Below are 16,038 nucleotides of genomic sequence, written 5' to 3'. Positions count from 1 at the left end.
TGTTACTTCTTGCCGAAGCCTGCGAAGCGGGCGTTGAAGCGCTCGACGCGGCCGGCGCTGTCCATGATGCGCTGCTTGCCCGTGTAGAACGGGTGTGACTCGGAGGAGATTTCCACGTCGATGACGGGGTAGGTGTTGCCATCTTCCCACTCGATGGTCTTCTGCGACGTCGCGGTGGAGCGCGTCAGGAACTTGGTGCCGGAAGCCAGGTCGTTGAAAACGATCGCTTCGTACTTCGGGTGGGTGTTCTGCTTCACTGTAAACCTCAGAGTGTTATCGTCTGGTTTTTGCCAGACTGATGAATGGTACGGACACAAGGTCCAGCTGGAAACTTTACCGTCTCGCGCCCATTTCACCAAGCCGGGACGCGCAGCGGTGTGAACCGTCGTGAATGTCCCCCAGATTCAGCCTGATCAGGCCATGGCGGCCAGTGCCGCAAGGGCTTGGTCGGCGTGCAGGTTCATGTTTGTTTCGCTGGAGACGGCGAATCGCAGGATTCCTGCGGCGTCCACGATGAACGTTGCCCGCTTGGTGGGCAGGGATTTGGCCAGCAGGCGACGCCGAACACCGAACAAATCCGCCACCTCGCCTTTCCGGTCGCTCAGGAGGGGGTAGTTGAAGTTGTTTTTGGTGGCAAAATCGAGCTGCTTGGCTTCCGAATCCGTGCTGATGCCCACGATGGACGCCCCCGCAGCGGCAAACTCCGCCTGCAGGTCCCGGAAGTGGCACGCTTCCTTGGTGCAGCCGCCGCTGCCGGCCAGGGGATAAAAGAAGATCACCAGCGGCCCGTTGGCGGTCAGCTCCGAAAGGCTGCGCACCTGTCCGTGCTGGTCGGGCAAGGAAAAATCGGCTACCTTCTCGTCTACGTTCATGCTTCCAGCCTACCCGCGGCACCGTCCGGCGTGGTGGCAAAAAAGGCGACGGCACTGGCGGCAGCGACATTGAGCGAGTCAACGCCCGCAAACATGGGAATCATGACGGTGTGCCCGGCCCCGGCCAAGGTCTCGGCGCTGAGACCATTGCCCTCGCTGCCAAGGATCAAGGCCAGCTTCGCGTCCTTGCGGGCGGCAAGTTCCAGGATGGTGAGCGAGTCGGGCTCAAGGGCCAGCGCCGCCGTCGTAAATCCTGCCTCATGGAGCAGGTCCAGGCCTGCGGGCCACAGCGGCAGGCGCGCCCACGGGACCTGGAATACTGCGCCCATGCTCACCCGGATGCTGCGGCGGTACAGCGGATCCCCGCAGCTGGGGCTGATCAGGACAGCATCGATGCCCAAGGCAGCGGCGGATCGGAAGATGGCGCCAATGTTGGTGTGGTCGCTGATGTTCTCCAGCACGGCGACGCGGCGCGCACCGGCCAGCAGTGACGGGACATGCAGTGCTGCGGGGCGGTGCATGGCGGCCATGGCACCGCGGTGGAGGTTGATGCCGGTGATCTCCTCCAGCATGGCGCCGGTGCCCACAAAAGCGGGGACATCGGGGTGGGCTTCGAGTACATCCTGCACCTCCGGCAGCCTCTTTTCGGCCAGGAAGAAGGAGCGGGGCTCGTGTCCGGCGGCCAGGGCGCGCCGGACCACCTTGGGGCTTTCGGCGATGTACAGGCCCTCGGCGGGTTCCTTGACCTTGCGCAGTTGGACGTCTGTCAGGGAGACATAGTCGCTGACGCGCGGGTCGGCGGCGTCCTCGAGGTGGACGATCATGGGACCACCAGTTTCTGGACCATGAAGAACAACGCCACCAGGCCGAGGATGACGATGACAGTGCGCAAAACGACCGGCGGCAGCCTGCGCCCGATTTTCGCGCCGACAAAGCCGCCAATGAGGGAGCTGACTGCGATCAGCCCAACCACGGCCCAGATGATCTTTTCGGGTGCGAACATCAGGTACGAAATGGCCGCGATGACGTTCACGCTCAGGGACAGGAGGTTCTTTACGGCATTGGCGTTCTGCAGGGTGCCGCTCATGAAGATGCCGAGAATTGCCACCAGCAGCACGCCCTGGGCCGCCACAAAGTATCCGCCATACACGCCGGCAAGAAACACCAGAACCACCATGAGCGCATCGTGGGAACGGCCTGTCGGCGCACTGTCGCGGCGGGTCTTGACCGCTGCCTGCAGGCGGGGCTGAAAAATCACCAGCGCCAGGGCAAACACGATCAGCACGGGGGCAACGACGTGGAATACTTCTTCGGGCAAATGCAGCAGCAGGTAAGCGCCGGCGATTCCGCCCAGCAATGAGGCCGGGATGAGCCGTGCCAGGTTCCGGCCCATGCCCCGCAGTTCGCGCCGGTAGCCCCAGGTCCCGGACACTCCCCCGGCAATCAAGCCCATGGCATTGCTGACAACCGCCATGACGGGGGCGATGCCGAGTGCAATCAAGATGGGGAAAGTGACAAGCGTCCCGGAGCCCACCACCGTGTTGATGGTGCCGGCCCACAAACCGCCCAGCAGGATGAAGAATGACTCAAGCGCGTTCACAAGTGTGGCAGGTCCTCTGCGGTTTGGCTGGTGTGCTGGACGATTGCCACGGTCCGTGGCTGCCGGTCAGGGAAGTACGACGGCGGTTAGTTGCGTGCCGTGGCCGTGTAACGGCCGCCGTTGCTTGAGACAGCGAGCGGCAGACCAAAGGTGGCGCTGAGTTTGTCTTCCGTCAGGACATCCGCGATGGGCCCCTGGGCAACGACCGCTCCTTCACGCAGCAGCAGTGCATGGGTGAAGCCCGGCGGGATTTCCTCAAGGTGGTGCGTGACCAGAACCGTGCTGGGAGCCATCGGGTCGGCGGCAAGTTCGCTCAGCCGCCGGACCAGGCCCTCGCGTCCGGCCAGATCCAGGCCGGCGCCCGGTTCGTCCAGCAGCAGGAGTTCGGGGTCGCTCATGAGGGCGCGGGCGATCTGTACGCGCTTGCGCTCTCCGTCGCTCAAGGACGCGAAGGGGCGGTTGAAGAATGTGGAGACACCCCACTCCTCCAACAGGCCAAAGGCGCGCCGTTCGTCGTCGCGCTCGTAAGCTTCGCGCCAGCGGCCCGTGACGCCATATGACGCTGTCACCACCACGTTCAAGACTTTTTCATGCTCGGGGATCTGGTGGGCCAGGCTGGCGGAGGCCACACCAATGCGCGGGCGCAGTTCAAAGACGTCAACGGCGCCCAGCACCTCGTCCAGGATTCCGGCAACGCCGCGGGTGGGGTGCATGCGGGCACCGGCAATTTGCAGCAGGGTGCTTTTTCCTGCACCGTTTGGTCCAAGAACCACCCAGCGTTCGCCCTCGGCGACGCGCCAATCGACGTTGTCCAACAATGTTTTAGTGCCGCGGACAACGCTGACACCGGCCAAACCCAAGACTTCACTCATAAGAACTGAGCTTATGACACGAGGGGCGGCCAGCGCTAACCAGCACGCCGTGCGCCCACGCCATCAGTCTCGGAGCGTGGGCGGGCAAACAGGGATTCCAAATCTGGATCCTGGGTCACAGCGGCTAGAATCGTCAGCATGCCCTCCACCTTCACAGCAGTCAGCTATGGCCAAACGCTCTCCCCTGCAGTCATGGAGAAAGTCAGGACAGTCCTGACCGACCATGGCTACACCATTGCCTCGGAACGCGGCGAGCACCACCCCGGCTTTGAAGCGGTCGTGCTGGAACTGGGCTCGCTTGCCCCCTCGGGAACAACCGACGCCCAGGCCGCAGCGCGGTTGGCCCGCTTGCGCAAGGCACTGACGGAGGCCGGGGCAGGCGAGGTGAGCACCGCCGTCGTGCCTGACTCGCTGCGCCATGCGGCACGGAAGTTCATCATCATGGACGTGGACTCCACACTGATCCAGCAGGAAGTCATCGAGCTCTTGGCCGCCCATGCCGGCGCCGAAGCCGAGGTGGCCAAGGTCACGGCGGCCGCCATGCGCGGGGAACTGGACTTTGCCGAGAGCCTGCACCATCGGGTCGCAACCCTGGCGGGACTTCCCGAGAGTGTGCTGGCGGAAGTTGGTGCGAAGGTCAAGCTGTCGGTGGGGGCCGAACGCTTCGTGGCACAGGCCAAGGCAGCCGGGCACGTGGTTGCCGCCGTATCCGGCGGCTTCTCGCAGATCCTCGCTCCGCTGGCTGAACGCCTGGGGCTCGACTTCGCGCTGGCCAACGACCTCGAGATCATCGACGGCCACCTGACAGGCAAGGTCTCCGGGGCGGTGGTCGACCGGGCGTCCAAGGCCGTCCAGCTGCAGACCTGGAGTGCTGAATCCGGGATTCGCCAGGGCGCCACCATGGCGATAGGCGACGGCGCCAACGACCTCGACATGATGGCAGCCGCCGCACTTGGTGTGGCATTCAACGCCAAGCCGGCCGTGCGTGAAGCCGCCGATGCGCAGATCAACCTGCCGAACCTTGACGTCGCCCTGGCCCTGGCCAACATCCAGGACGCCTAGCCGCAGTTAACGACAGACGCCCCCCGCAGCAACTGCGGGGGGCGTCTGTCGTTAAAACAGGGGCTACTTGAAGGAGTCTGCGCCGCCAACGTATTCGGTGTGGCCGGTGGGCACGTCGGCGGTCGCCATCTTGGCGATTTCAGCGGCAAATTCAGACACCGAGTACAGGCGCCCGGCCTCGGCGCGGCGCGCCTCGATGGCACCGGGGTTGGCTCGGTCCAGCAGCGTGGCAGTGACGGTGCCTTCGATCATGTCGGCGGAAACCACAACCAGTGACACATCCTCTGCGGCCAGGTTCGGGATCAGCGCGCGCAAGGCGTCTTCACCGGCCCGCTTGCTCTTGGCAACCGGCTCATACTCGGGCATGGTGGGCACTGTCTCAATGAAGTGCGCCTGGTGGCTTGTGACAAATACCACGCGTGCACCTGCGGGCAGAACGGGCAAGGCGGCGTTGAGCAGGTTCACTTGTGCGTCGCGGTTGAGCAGCAGGGCATAGTTTTCGGCCATGCCGCTTTCCATGCCGCCCGAGGCGTTCAGCACGACGAGGTCCAAGGAACCGAAGTTCTCCAGTGCCGCACTGACCAGCGCCTGCACACCTTCCTGCGTGGTGAGGTCGGCGCCCACGGCGACGGCGCGGCCGCCGGCTTCCACGATCTGGGCCACAACCTTGTTGGCCCGCGGCGCCTTCTGGCGGTAATTGACCACCACGGCCGCGCCCTCGGCGGCCAGGTATTTGGCCACGTCGGCGCCTACGCCGCGTGAAGACCCGGTGACAATGGCTGTCTTTCCGTCAAGCTTTCCCATAAAAAATAATCCTTAAGTCTTTGCTGATCAAACCACGGGCCGGGCCGGTGGGCCCGCCGTGGGTGTTTGAAACGAATCTTATCCGCGGAGGATGCTACTGCCGAGTAGGCTGCTGCACAGACGCAGCAAACTGTGACACGCCAGCGGTGCTTTAGTGGCCCATGCCCAGGCCGCCGTCGACGGGGATGACTGCGCCGGAGATGTATGAGGCCTCATCGCTGGAAACCCAGCGGACCACGTTGGCCACTTCTTCAGCCGAGGCAAAGCGCGCAGCCGGAATGCTGGCAAGGTACTGCTTTTGCGTATCCTCGGGCAGCGCGGCCGTCATGTCGGTGCTGATGAACCCGGGCGCCACAACGTTGGCCGTGATGCCGCGCGACCCAAGTTCGCGGGTCAGGGAACGGGCAATGCCGACCAGGCCGGCCTTGGATGCTGCGTAGTTGATCTGGCCGGGCGAGCCATACAGGCCCACAACCGATGAGATGAGCACCACACGGCCCTTGCGCTTGCGGATCATGCCCTTTGAGGCTCGCTTGATGACGCGGAAGGCCCCCGACAGGTTGGTGTCAACGACCGAGGTGAAGTCCTCCTCGCTCATGCGCAGCAGCAACGTGTCCTTGGTAATGCCGGCGTTGGCGATCAAGACCTCCACCGGTCCGTGGGCAGCCTCTACCTCGGTGAATGCAGCATCAATGGAGGCCGTGTCCGTGACGTCAGCCTGGACCCCAAGAATTCCCTCGGGCAGTTCCGAGGGGCTCCTGTAGGTAACGGCAACCTTGTCGCCGTTGGCCAAAAAAGCCCTGGCAATGGCAAGGCCAATGCCACGGTTCCCGCCCGTGACCAAAACACTGCGACCCTGGCGCTCTTCGCCTGCCGGTGCACTCATGTATTCCTCCATAGAAAATCAGACATCAGAAAATCGGACCTCAGAAAATTGACATCAAAATAACGGTTTCGAGCAGCAGATTGACCAGCCAGCCGGCACGGCCCCCGAAAAATAATCCGGGGCGTTTCCCCGGCGTTCCTCCCGGACCGCCGGCTGCGCTGCGAAATTCACTGCGGTTAACGAATCCTACGGTGAAAGGCCCGCCTCCACACAGTTGGCTTTTGGTTGTGCACCCCCGCAGTGACAGAATGGAGGTGTCCCTTGGAGTGTGATGAAAGACCAATCAGCTACGCCGAAATCCGGTGCAGGCCGGCGCAGCAAGTACCGTCACGGCGCGCCTGCCGGCAACGTCCAGGCCATAACCAATGCGGCTGTCTCGCACAGCGAAGAAATGCACAGCCGCATGGTCAAGTACGCCGTCACCATGGGCATTCGCATGGTTTGCCTGGCCGCCATCTTTGTCTTTGACGGCTGGTTCAAGCTGATCCCCGTGATCGGTGCGGTGGTCCTGCCCTGGGTGGCAGTGGTCATCGCCAACGGCGGTGCTGACATCGTCCACCAAGAAACCGTGGAACTTCTCGATGAAGCCCCGATGTATGCCGTTGCGGGCGGGGAACCCGGCCCTGGCGGCTCGGCTGAAGCCGACGACGTACTCCCCGGTGAGATTGTTCCGGACGAGACGGCCCAGGACCAGACGGCTCCGGACCAGACGGCCGGGGACGAGCCAGCGGGCCCCGCCGGGGACGCCCCTGACGACGGCGACAGCGCTGGCACCACCGCCGCTGCGAGCCACAGTGCCACGCACGACGCGAGAGAAAACGACGCGAGAGCAGCGGGCACGGGCGCAAGCAATGCGGCTGCAGCCAGCCAAGAACCGTCGCAGGAGGACAAGCACCATGAACATCTTTGATTTGCTGCCGGGCGAGGGACAGCCTGGTCCGGAGCAACCCGAAACACCGATCTGTTCACGCAGGGGCTGCCGTGAAAACGCCACCATGCAACTGCTGTGGAACAATCCCAAGATTCACACAGCTGAACGACGTAAGATCTGGTTGGCCTGTTTCGAACATGCGCCGTGGCTTGAAGATTATCTGCAAAGCCGTTCCCTGTGGAAGGAAACTCTGCCCTTGAGCCCTAAGGATTCCGCCTAGTTCATGAAGACCTACAAATTTCTGTTCTCCAGCAAATGGGCGGGCTATTTTGCCATGGCCCTGGTGTTTGCCATCGCGTGTGTGGCGTTGGGCAATTGGCAGATGAACCGCCGAAACGCCGTGGTTGAAAACATCAATAAGATTCAGGCAAACTATTCCGGCACAATCGTTGACTATGCCGATGCTGCGAACAATTTTGACGCCCTGGATCCGGCGCGGGAATGGACCCAGGTCCGCCTGAAGGGCACCTACCAGACCGCCGATCAACGCATTGTGCGCAACCGCCCCCTCAACGGCGCCCCGGGCTATGAAGTGCTGGTCCCGCTGACGCTCGAAGACGGCGACACCGTCATCATTGACCGTGGCTGGCTGCCAATCGGCAACAACGAGGCGGGCCACCCCGACGTCATTCCGCAGCCAGAGGCCGGCGTCGTAACAGTAGTGGCCCGGCTCAAACCGCCCGAGCCCAAGCTCGACCGCGGGGCACCCGCCGGGCAGCTTGCCACCATTGAACTCAATGATTACGCCGCACAAGTGGACTACCCCATCAAAAAGGGTGCCTACGCGCAGCTGGCCACCGAGGCCCCCGCAGCCGCCACCAACCCGGTGCCCTTCCCGGCACCGTCCATCGACGAGGGCTCCCACCTGAGCTATGCGTTGCAGTGGATTGCCTTCGGCGTCCTGGCGTTTGTTGGTTTTGGCTACGCAGCCAGATTGCAGCGCCGCAACGACGAGTTCGACGCGCTTGAAGCCGCCGAATCAGGTGTCCCGGTCGAGGAACTTTACGGGCGCGGCTCCGCATTCCACCCCCGCAAGCACACCAAGGTTCGCAAGCCCGGGGCCCGGCCCACGGCTGAAGAGGCCGAGGATGCCCTGCTCGATTCGCAAGGCTTCTAGCCGCCTGGAAGCGGGCTGCCTGGCGGCGCCCGGACCTCCACCCGCCACTGTGAGTCTTGTCATAGAATGAAAAGGTGACTGCTGAGATGAATCCCGGGATGACGACCGAAAATCACGCCACCGCCGCTGGGACGGACCCCACTGTTGGGAAGGTCCGGGCGGCCATGCTCGACGCCGGACTGCCCGACACCGTCATCGTGGTCCCCGACTCGGTCGCCACCGCCGCAACCGCCGCGGCCGTCCTTGGCTGTGAGGTGGGCGCCATCGCCAACAGCTTGATCTTTGACTGTGGCGGGGCACCTCTGCTCATCCTCTCCAGCGGCGCCGGGAAGGTGGACGTTCGGAAAGTCGCACGCGAGCACGGCCTCCCCAAGATCAGGCGGGCCGACCCGGACTTTGTCCTGACACATGCCGGCCAGCCGGTCGGCGGTGTTGCCCCGCTGGGCCACCCCTCCCCCATCCGTGCTTTTCTCGACACAGACCTGGCCCAGTACCCGCTCCTCTGGGCCGGGGCGGGCAGCCACCAGGCAATGCTGTCCATCAGTTACCAACAGCTCCTGGCCACCACCGGCGCAACGGAAACCGCCGTCCGCTGACGGGCTCCCGCCCCGTTTTTGAGCCTGCAAACCTGGCCCGGCGCAGGCCCGGACACTTAAAGTGCACCCTCTTAAGGTAAGACCTTAAAGTACGACGGCGGGAGGTCACCTCTTGAAAAAAGGTGACCTCCCGCCGTCGTTCCCCACCAGGTTCCACTGCTCTCAGCAGGCCCACTGGGGACGCGGGCCCGGGATCAGGCGAGGGTGATGAGGTCCAGGTAGCCCGGGTTCCAGAGGTCCTCGTCGCCGTCGGGCAGCAGCACCACGCGCTCGGGGTCCAGGGCGGCAACGGCACCCTCATCGTGGCTGACCAGAACCACGGCACCCGTGTAGTTCTTCAGGGCTCCCAGGATCTCCGCACGGCTGGCCGGGTCAAGGTTGTTGGTGGGCTCATCGAGCAGCAGCACGTTGGCGCTGGAGGCGACGATGGTGGCCAGGGCCAGACGCGTCTTCTCGCCACCGGACAGAACGCCGGCGGGCTTGTCAACGTCGTCTCCGGAGAACAGGAACGAACCGAGGATGCCGCGAACCTCGGCGTCGTTCATGTCACCGGCAGAGGCGCGCATGTTTTCCAGGACGGTGCGCGTCACATCAAGGGTGTCGTGCTCCTGGGCGTAATAGCCAACCTTCAGGCCGTGACCGGGAATGATCTTGCCGGTGTCAGGCTGGGACACGCCCGCCAGCATGCGCAGCAGGGTTGTCTTGCCGGCACCGTTGAGGCCAAGGATGACAACCTTGGATCCGCGGTCGATCGCGAGGCTGACGTCCACGAAAATCTCCAGGGATCCGTAGGACTTGGACAGCCCCTCCGCCATGAGCGGGGTCTTGCCACACGGCGAAGGCTCCGGGAAGCGCAGCGCTGCCACCTTGTCCTGGGCCCGGACCTCTTCCAGTCCGGCAAGCAGCCGTTCGGCACGCTTGGCCATGTTCTGCGCGGCGACGGCCTTGGTGGCCTTGGCGCGCATCTTGTTGGCCTGTTCCATCAGAACGCCGGCCTTCTTTTCAGCGTTGGCGCGTTCCCGGCGTCGGGCACGTTCATCGGTTTCCCGCTGGGCAAGGTACTTCTTGTAACCGAGGTTGTATTGGTCAATAGTGGCCCGGTTGGCATCCAGGTGGTAGACCTTGTTGACTGTCGCATCCAGAAGCTCGACGTCGTGGCTGATCACGATCAAGCCGCCATTGTGGCTCTTGAGGAAGTCCCGCAGCCAGGCCACAGAATCAGCGTCAAGGTGGTTGGTGGGCTCATCCAGGAGCATGGTCTGCGCACCGGAAAACAAAATCCGGGCGAGCTCCACGCGGCGTCGCTGACCACCGGAAAGAGTTTTCAACGGCTGGTTCAGGATGCGTTCGGGCAAGGCCAGGTTGGAGGAAATGGCGGCTGCCTCGGCTTCGGCTGAATAACCGCCGGCGGCCTGGAACTCAGCATCCAGGCGGTCGTAGCGGCGCATCGCCTTGTCGCGGATGGTGTCGTCTTCGCTGGCCATGTCGCTCTCGGCCTTGCGCAACTTGGTGATGACCTTGTCCATGTCGCGCGCCGCAAGAATGCGGTCCTTGGCCAGCTGCTCCATGTCAGGGGTGCGCGGATCCTGCGGCAGGTAGCCAATCTCACCGGTGCGGGTGACTTTGCCGCCCGCGGGCAGGCCTTCCCCGGCCAATACACGGGTCAGGGTGGTTTTTCCGGCGCCGTTGCGGCCCACCAGGCCGATCTTGTCACCGGAGTCGATGCGGAATGACACTTCGTCCATGAGCAGGCGCGCTCCTGCACGTAACTCAAGGTCTTGGACCGATATCAACGTAGTAACCTTTCACGTAAGTGGGTAGATGCCGCGAAACGAATCTCTCCAGTTCAGGACGAGACGAGCGTTGAACAACCTAGTCAGTCTAACGAGGTTCCGGGGTGGCAAACTCCGTCCTTGGCAAAACTTTACCGAAAGCAGCAATAATGAGTTCTTCACGACCGGTGGATGAGACGTTGACTACATCAAATCCAGTCCCCGGACACACGCCCAAGCAGCGTGGGCTATACTCCCGGCGGAAACGCTGGGGTGCCATGGACCTGTCCCTGATTGCTGTTTTCGCCGCACTCATGGCCGCCTCCATCGCTGTGCCGGGCATCAATGTCGGTCCCCTGGGCGTGGCCATCACCTTGCAGACACTCGTGGTGGCCCTGTGCGGGCTGGTGCTGGGCTTCGGCCGCGGCACCGCAGCCGTGGGCCTGTACATCCTGCTGGGCTTGATCGGCCTGCCCATCTTCAGCGGTTTCCGGGCCGGCCCCGCCGTGCTGGCCAGCCCGTCGGCCGGCTACATAGTGGGCTTCATCTTCGGCGTCGCCGTGATCGGCCTGCTGGCCACGTTCGCTGTCCGCAGCCGGTGGCGTGCAGCCGCATTGTTCGGTGCGGCCCTGGCCGGGACCGTGGTGACCCACGCCAGCGGCATTGTGGGGTTTGTCATCTATGGCATGGGCCTGCCCGCCGCGATGGTGGCCGACATCATCTACCTCCCCGGAGACATCATCAAAAATGTCCTCGCCGTGGCGATTGCGCTCAGCCTCCACCGTGCCTTCCCCGATTTGCTGGTGCGCCGCCGCAAGTGAGCTCCGCAGACAACATCCCCGATCCCCACCTCTCCCTTTCCCAAGGTGCAGCTTCCGCAGATGCACCTTCCCAAGGCCCTGCCAACCAAGTCCCTGCCGGCAACCGGATTGTCCTGGACCAGGCCGGCGTCACGATAGCCGCGGCCGATCCCCGCACGCAGGAGGCCAAGCGCATCCTGGCCCCGTTGTCGCTGGCCCTGACCGAGCAACGGATCGCCGTCATCGGCGCCAACGGCTCGGGCAAATCCACCTTCCTGCGGCTGCTCAACGGCCTGGTCCTGCCGTCCGCGGGCACAGTCCGCGTGAACGGGCGCAGCACCAACAACGAGTCTTCGGCCGTGCGCCGCTCCGTGGGCTTTGTGTTTACCGACCCCTTGTCACAGTTGGTCATGCCCACCCCGCTGGAGGACGTCGAGCTGTCGCTGCGCCGTCGGAAGTTGGACAAGAAGGCGCGCAAGGCCGCGGCCCTGTCGATCCTGGCCGATTACGGTTTGGCACATCTGGCACAAAGCAGCATTTATGAACTCTCGGGCGGGGAACGCCAGCTGACAGCCTTGGCCACTGTGCTGGCGGTGGCGCCCGCCATCCTGGTGCTCGACGAACCGTCCACCCTCCTTGACCTGCGCAACACCCGGCTGCTGATGCAACGCCTGGACACGCTCCCCCAACAAATCATCATGTCGACCCATGACCTCGGCCTTGCGGCCACCTTTGACAGGATTTTGGTCTTTGACCAAGGCGAGTTGAGGTACGACGGCGATCCCCACCGTGCGATCGCACGGTACCGGGAGTTGTCGGCCTAGTGCGCGGCCATGCTTTCCTGGTGGCGGGGTATGTGCCGGGCAACTCGTTCGTCCACCGGCTGCCGCTGGCGCTCAAGGCGCTGCTGCTGTTGGGTGCCGCCGTGGTGTGCCTGGCCTCACCGCTTGTCTCGATCCGCGTAGGAGTGGTGGCCACGACGGCCACGCTCGCGGGGGTGTGCGGGGTCCACTTTGCGGCTGGTTTGTCCTGGCGGCGTCTGTGGCGGGCTGTGCGCCTGATGCTGGTGTTCCTCGTGCTCATTGCGGCCTACCAGTGGTGGCAGTTTGGCCCCTTCGTGGCCTGGCAGGTCATCGCAGCGATTCTGGCCACCGTGTTGGCGTCCAATATTCTCACGGCCACAACTCCCGTCGATGAGCTCTTGGACGGCTTGGCGGCGCTGGTCCGTCCCCTGCAGCGGTTTGGTGCCGATCCGGAACGCTTCTCCCTGACGGTGGCGTTGATGCTGCGCAGCATTCCGTTCGTCATAGGGGCCTTTTCAGATGTCCGTGATGCTGCGCGTGCCCGCGGCCTTGAGCGTAACCTGCTGGCCCGTTCCCTGCCGGTCGTGATCACGACGGTTGCCTATGCACGAGCCACCGGGGAAGCGCTGGCCGCCCGGGGCCTGGGCGATGCCGAACCCGGCACCGACTATCAGGATGGGCGGTAGCGCCTCGTGTGCCCTTGGCGGACAACCAGCGTCTCCGGCGGATGCGGGCCCATCGGCATGATGCAGAAGACCCAAGTTCTTCGCGTGCATGTCGAGGTTTGAAATGGCGACGCCGAGGGTTGTGATGACGGCAAGCTGCCGCATATCATCTGCCTCACCGTGAGTTCTCAGCACATCAGCGATGCGCTTTAGATTCACGATGTCACCATACATCTGGTACTTCTGGCGCCCGGCGGCTCCGAGGACCTGGTTGAAGTCTTCTTGGTGAACCCTCCCACCGGGAACTGCGAGATCGCGGTCGAACCGTTGGATGACGAGCGCGTCGGTTCTGCCAAAGGGGCCGCTGACCATGCAACGACAATGACGACCGCCCGGCCCCGTACTCGTAATGGGCGGATTCGAGTGTTTTCCAGACTGGACGTCCCCGTGCAGGGGGCACACCTGGTTTCTGTCCCTCAGGCGGGAACACCCACCACCGTTGAGATTGCCGAACTCTTCCCCGGACGATACGCAGGAGTCGACGCGTCGTCAGCTACAGTTCGACTGTTTGAAAGTGAGCCGTAATGCCCATCCCGCCCGCCATGCTGATCATCGCGAGGGCATCGGTGCCTGATCCTGTTCTGCCGGACGGAGTACTTCCGGCGGCCTGGGCCTGGGCAAGCAGCCTCGTCACCAACACGGCCCCGGACGCACCGTACGGGTGGCCCAAGGCCAGCGCCCCGCCGTCGCGGTTGAAAAGACCCGGATCAAGGTCCAGGAGATCTGCGGTGGCCAGCACCTGGGCGGCAAATGCTTCGTTGAATTCAATCAGTCCGCCGCGCAGGCGATCTGTGGAAAGTCCGGTCCGCTGCATCAGCGCCCGGGTGGAGTGGGCTGCGCCAACACCCAAAAGCTTGGGGTCGTTGCCTGCCACGGCACTGTCCTGGAAGGCCAGGCCCTGCGACAGGTGCCCCGCGGCGGCCATGGTCCTGGCCCGGACCAGGGTGGTCACCACCACGATGGCGGCGCCGTCGCTGTACGGGCAGGAGTTTCCCGCCGTGACGGATCCGCCGGGGAAGAACGCGGCCGGAAAACGGGCCATGAGCGCAGGGGTGAGGTTTCCGCGCGGGCCCTGGTCGGCAGCCAAACCGGCGAAAGGAAGGAGCTCCCCGGTGAATCGGTCCCGGGCTGCAGCGCCGACAGCCCTCGCATGGCTCTGCAGCGCGTAGGCGTCCTGCCTCTGCCGGGAGATGCCGTAGTGCGCGGCCACGTTTTCCGCCGCCTGCCCGGCGTCGGGGTCACCGAATGCCGCGGGGGCAAACTGGGCCCGTTCGAAAAACTCCAACGTGCCATCCCGTCCCCGGTGGGCCCGCGCCGGGGCGGTGCTGATGCTCTCCACTCCCCCGGCCAGGTAGAGTTCACCGGCTCCCGCCTGGATGAGGCGGCAGGCAAGCACCACGGCCTCCAGACCCGAGCCGCACTGTCGGTCAACGGTCAGGCCTGGCACGGAGGCGGGAAGCCCCGCCGTAAGTGCCGCCAGCCGTGCCACATTGCCGCCCCCGCCTGTTGCGTTGCCGAGCACAACATCGGAGATCTCCGCTGGCTGGATGCCGGCCTCTGCTACGACGTTGGCGATGACCGCCGCGACGAGTTCGTGGGCGCGGTGGTTCCGATAGGGGCCGTTGGCTTTTGCCGTGGGCAGGCGCCTGGCGAGGACGACGACGGGTGTGGTGTCAGGGTTCCCGGAAGTTGGGTTCCGGGATGGTGGGTTAGTGGATGCGCCGGGCACGGGGGTCTCCTGCATTGATCCATTGGGCCAGCATGCTGCGGCTGATCTTGCCGCTGCCGGTGAGTGGCAGGGACGCCAGCTCAAAGTAGTGGCTGGGCCGTTGCGCCGGCGGCAGCCGGGTGGCAGCGCGGCGTATCTCGGGCAGCCGGTCGTCCGGCGCGTGGATCCCGGCGACTACCCGCTGTCCCCGCACTGCATCGGCGATGCCGGCAACGACAATGGTGGCGTCCCCGCAGCCGGGCGCTTCCGAGAGCAACTGCTCAACATGGTGGGGATAAACGTTGCTGCCGGAGGTGATGATCATGTCACTGGCCCGGCCGGCCAGATGCAAGTTGTCTTGGTCGTCCAGCCAGCCCCGGTCATGGACCGTGTGCCACGGGGCTGCAGCGGCCGGGACGGTGTTCGGCTGGGCTGTACCGGGCAAGGCTGTGACGGGCAGGGAGGAGAAGGCCAGGCCGTCGTCGCCCCAGGCATAGCCGCTGCAGACATAGGGGCTTTGAACGTGCACATCCCCTTGCTGCCCCGGCGCCACGGGATCGCCATCCGGCTGCCGGATGGCGATGTGTACGCCAGGGAAGGCGCCCCCCACCCCCTGGCCCGGTGTGTTGTCCGCAGCGGCGGCCGGCTCCAGGGTGGAGGCAGCTACGAAGCCCAACTCGGCTGCCCCGTAGTACTGCTGAATCCGTGCATGGGGTGCCCACGCGCGGGCCAATGCCAAGGTGCCGGCAGACAACGTTGAACCGGCACAAACAATCGAGCGGATCTGCTCGCCGGACTGTCCCGTCTGCAACCCCCGGGAGGCAATGAGCTCCAAAATGGTGGGCACCAGCACCAGCCTGTTGACCGGGTTCGCACCTAGGGCCCGCAGTGTGGCATCGGCGCTGAACCGGGGCAGGCTCACGTGGGTGCCGCCGGCAAACCAGGACTCGCCCATGGCGTACAAGTTCATGCTTGCCGCCATGGGCCCCGGTGCCAGCGTGACGGCCTCCTGGGAGAGGTTAAAGTATTCGGTGCTCCGCAGGAACGAGTCACGCCAAGAAGCGGTCTCGCGAACGAACGCCTTGGGCAGCCCGCTGGTCCCCGACGAGAGGCCCAAGAGAAACGGTGCCGCCCCTGCCTTGGCATGCAGTGCACGCTTCCCCGGCCGCTGTGCCGCTTGCCACTGTGCCGCTGCGTCCGCGAGCTCTTGGCGCACGGTATGCGGCCACCCAGCATCCACGACCATGGCTGTCCTCCGATGCAGCAGGGCAGCACAAAATTCGACGGCCAGCGCCGTGCTGTCCGGAACATCAATCACGGACACACCGGGACCCGCCGTGCCCGCGCTTTCAGCGGCAACGAGCAGCTGGGCATAGCTGAGCCGCTGATCGCCCACCACGATGGCAGGACGGCCACCAGCTGCGGTGGCCCAATACTTGAGTTTGTCGATGAATGGCATTGGCTTCATCGTAGATGAAATTGACGGCTCA

The 16,038-nt window shown here is 64.3% G+C and carries 18 protein-coding genes and 1 pseudogene; 8 read left to right on the top strand and 11 right to left on the bottom strand.

From position 1 onward, the window contains the following. Positions 1-2: 2 nt before the first annotated feature. The 5 genes from ACT3TS_RS08910 to ACT3TS_RS08890 all read right to left on the bottom strand — a co-directional run bounded on the left by ACT3TS_RS08910 (position 3) and on the right by ACT3TS_RS08890 (position 3,344). Positions 3-257, bottom strand: a complete 255-nt coding sequence (locus tag ACT3TS_RS08910; RefSeq protein WP_444531149.1) for a type B 50S ribosomal protein L31 — start codon at positions 255-257, stop codon at positions 3-5. 156 nt (positions 258-413) lie between these two features. Continuing rightward, positions 414-872, bottom strand: coding sequence for a peroxiredoxin (locus ACT3TS_RS08905; protein WP_444531148.1), 459 nt, complete (start codon positions 870-872; stop codon positions 414-416). Further along, a complete protein-coding gene (locus ACT3TS_RS08900) occupies positions 869-1,696 on the bottom strand; it encodes a TrmH family RNA methyltransferase (RefSeq protein ID WP_444531147.1) in 828 nt (275 codons plus the stop codon). The genes ACT3TS_RS08905 and ACT3TS_RS08900 overlap by 4 nt, the downstream gene beginning before the upstream one ends. Next, a complete protein-coding gene (locus ACT3TS_RS08895) occupies positions 1,693-2,472 on the bottom strand; it encodes a sulfite exporter TauE/SafE family protein (protein WP_444531146.1) in 780 nt (259 codons plus the stop codon). The genes ACT3TS_RS08900 and ACT3TS_RS08895 overlap by 4 nt, the downstream gene beginning before the upstream one ends. An 86-nt stretch (positions 2,473-2,558) precedes the next feature. Beyond that, positions 2,559-3,344, bottom strand: coding sequence for an ABC transporter ATP-binding protein (locus ACT3TS_RS08890; RefSeq protein WP_444531145.1), 786 nt, complete (start codon positions 3,342-3,344; stop codon positions 2,559-2,561). A gap of 138 nt (positions 3,345-3,482) precedes the next feature. On the opposite strand from ACT3TS_RS08890, the gene serB reads away from it, so the two are divergent. Continuing rightward, a complete protein-coding gene (serB, locus tag ACT3TS_RS08885) occupies positions 3,483-4,406 on the top strand; it encodes a phosphoserine phosphatase SerB (protein WP_444531144.1) in 924 nt (307 codons plus the stop codon). 63 nt (positions 4,407-4,469) lie between these two features. Here the strand turns inward: serB and ACT3TS_RS08880 are convergent, their stop codons facing one another. Both ACT3TS_RS08880 and ACT3TS_RS08875 read right to left on the bottom strand, forming a co-directional pair. Further along, entirely contained in the window at positions 4,470-5,210 is a 741-nt protein-coding gene (locus tag ACT3TS_RS08880) for an SDR family oxidoreductase (protein ID WP_444531143.1), read from the bottom strand. A gap of 151 nt (positions 5,211-5,361) precedes the next feature. Beyond that, positions 5,362-6,096 (bottom strand): beta-ketoacyl-ACP reductase, encoded by a 735-nt coding sequence (locus ACT3TS_RS08875; RefSeq protein WP_444531142.1) that lies wholly within the window; start codon positions 6,094-6,096, stop codon positions 5,362-5,364. Positions 6,097-6,367: 271 nt separating this feature from the next. On the opposite strand from ACT3TS_RS08875, the gene ACT3TS_RS08870 reads away from it, so the two are divergent. The 4 genes from ACT3TS_RS08870 (at position 6,368) to ACT3TS_RS08855 (ending at position 8,740) form a co-directional block, all read left to right on the top strand. Beyond that, on the top strand, positions 6,368-7,006 hold the full coding sequence (locus ACT3TS_RS08870; RefSeq protein ID WP_444531141.1) for a DUF3099 domain-containing protein: 639 nt from the start codon (positions 6,368-6,370) through the stop codon (positions 7,004-7,006). After that, a complete protein-coding gene (locus ACT3TS_RS08865; RefSeq protein ID WP_444531140.1) occupies positions 6,993-7,247 on the top strand; it encodes a hypothetical protein in 255 nt (84 codons plus the stop codon). Before ACT3TS_RS08870 ends, ACT3TS_RS08865 begins: the two co-directional genes overlap by 14 nt. Positions 7,248-7,250: 3 nt before the next feature. Continuing rightward, a complete protein-coding gene (locus ACT3TS_RS08860) occupies positions 7,251-8,144 on the top strand; it encodes an SURF1 family cytochrome oxidase biogenesis protein (RefSeq protein ID WP_444531139.1) in 894 nt (297 codons plus the stop codon). Positions 8,145-8,218: 74 nt separating this feature from the next. Further along, the gene (locus ACT3TS_RS08855) at positions 8,219-8,740 is read left to right on the top strand and encodes a YbaK/EbsC family protein (RefSeq protein WP_444531138.1); all 522 of its coding nucleotides are present in this window, start codon (positions 8,219-8,221) and stop codon (positions 8,738-8,740) included. Positions 8,741-8,934: 194 nt separating this feature from the next. Here the strand turns inward: ACT3TS_RS08855 and ACT3TS_RS08850 are convergent, their stop codons facing one another. Next, on the bottom strand, positions 8,935-10,533 hold the full coding sequence (locus tag ACT3TS_RS08850; RefSeq protein WP_444531137.1) for an ABC-F family ATP-binding cassette domain-containing protein: 1,599 nt from the start codon (positions 10,531-10,533) through the stop codon (positions 8,935-8,937). 149 nt (positions 10,534-10,682) lie between these two features. Here ACT3TS_RS08850 and ACT3TS_RS08845 point away from each other — a divergent pair, with 149 nt between their 5' ends. From ACT3TS_RS08845 to ACT3TS_RS08835, 3 genes are all read left to right on the top strand, one after another. Beyond that, positions 10,683-11,333, top strand: coding sequence for a biotin transporter BioY (locus ACT3TS_RS08845; protein ID WP_444531136.1), 651 nt, complete (start codon positions 10,683-10,685; stop codon positions 11,331-11,333). Between the two features lie 107 nt (positions 11,334-11,440). Beyond that, positions 11,441-12,136 (top strand): energy-coupling factor ABC transporter ATP-binding protein, encoded by a 696-nt coding sequence (locus ACT3TS_RS08840; RefSeq protein WP_444531177.1) that lies wholly within the window; start codon positions 11,441-11,443, stop codon positions 12,134-12,136. Then, positions 12,136-12,801 carry an energy-coupling factor transporter transmembrane component T family protein gene (locus tag ACT3TS_RS08835; RefSeq protein ID WP_444531135.1) on the top strand — a complete coding sequence of 222 codons (666 nt, stop codon included), beginning with the start codon at positions 12,136-12,138 and terminating at the stop codon, positions 12,799-12,801. Before ACT3TS_RS08840 ends, ACT3TS_RS08835 begins: the two co-directional genes overlap by 1 nt. A 66-nt stretch (positions 12,802-12,867) precedes the next feature. On the opposite strand, the pseudogene ACT3TS_RS08830 reads toward ACT3TS_RS08835, so the two are convergent. The 3 genes and pseudogenes from ACT3TS_RS08830 to ACT3TS_RS08820 form a co-directional block, all read right to left on the bottom strand. Then, positions 12,868-13,152 (bottom strand): annotated as a pseudogene (locus ACT3TS_RS08830) (HipA domain-containing protein); the annotation flags it as partial. Positions 13,153-13,333: 181 nt separating this feature from the next. Continuing rightward, positions 13,334-14,584 carry a thiolase family protein gene (locus tag ACT3TS_RS08825; RefSeq protein ID WP_444531134.1) on the bottom strand — a complete coding sequence of 417 codons (1,251 nt, stop codon included), beginning with the start codon at positions 14,582-14,584 and terminating at the stop codon, positions 13,334-13,336. After that, entirely contained in the window at positions 14,550-16,007 is a 1,458-nt protein-coding gene (locus ACT3TS_RS08820) for a class I adenylate-forming enzyme family protein (RefSeq protein WP_444531133.1), read from the bottom strand. The genes ACT3TS_RS08825 and ACT3TS_RS08820 overlap by 35 nt, the downstream gene beginning before the upstream one ends. Positions 16,008-16,038: the final 31 nt, after the last annotated feature.

Origin of the sequence: Specibacter sp. AOP5-B1-6 (genome assembly GCF_052376555.1) — a bacterium.
In the GTDB taxonomy this organism is placed as follows: Bacteria; Actinomycetota; Actinomycetes; order Actinomycetales; family Micrococcaceae; genus Specibacter.
This window is presented reverse-complemented; position numbering and strand designations above follow the sequence as displayed.

Coding starts and splice junctions, on each gene's coding strand:
- ACT3TS_RS08905 (WP_444531148.1), bottom strand. CDS start 872: ATGAACGTAGACGAGAAGGTAGCCGATTTTTCCTTGCCCGACCAGCAC.
- ACT3TS_RS08900 (WP_444531147.1), bottom strand. CDS start 1,696: ATGATCGTCCACCTCGAGGACGCCGCCGACCCGCGCGTCAGCGACTAT.
- ACT3TS_RS08890 (WP_444531145.1), bottom strand. CDS start 3,344: ATGAGTGAAGTCTTGGGTTTGGCCGGTGTCAGCGTTGTCCGCGGCACT.
- serB (WP_444531144.1), top strand. CDS start 3,483: ATGCCCTCCACCTTCACAGCAGTCAGCTATGGCCAAACGCTCTCCCCT.
- ACT3TS_RS08880 (WP_444531143.1), bottom strand. CDS start 5,210: ATGGGAAAGCTTGACGGAAAGACAGCCATTGTCACCGGGTCTTCACGC.
- ACT3TS_RS08875 (WP_444531142.1), bottom strand. CDS start 6,096: ATGAGTGCACCGGCAGGCGAAGAGCGCCAGGGTCGCAGTGTTTTGGTC.
- ACT3TS_RS08870 (WP_444531141.1), top strand. CDS start 6,368: ATGAAAGACCAATCAGCTACGCCGAAATCCGGTGCAGGCCGGCGCAGC.
- ACT3TS_RS08865 (WP_444531140.1), top strand. CDS start 6,993: ATGAACATCTTTGATTTGCTGCCGGGCGAGGGACAGCCTGGTCCGGAG.
- ACT3TS_RS08860 (WP_444531139.1), top strand. CDS start 7,251: ATGAAGACCTACAAATTTCTGTTCTCCAGCAAATGGGCGGGCTATTTT.
- ACT3TS_RS08845 (WP_444531136.1), top strand. CDS start 10,683: ATGAGTTCTTCACGACCGGTGGATGAGACGTTGACTACATCAAATCCA.
- ACT3TS_RS08825 (WP_444531134.1), bottom strand. CDS start 14,584: ATGCAGGAGACCCCCGTGCCCGGCGCATCCACTAACCCACCATCCCGG.
- ACT3TS_RS08820 (WP_444531133.1), bottom strand. CDS start 16,007: ATGCCATTCATCGACAAACTCAAGTATTGGGCCACCGCAGCTGGTGGC.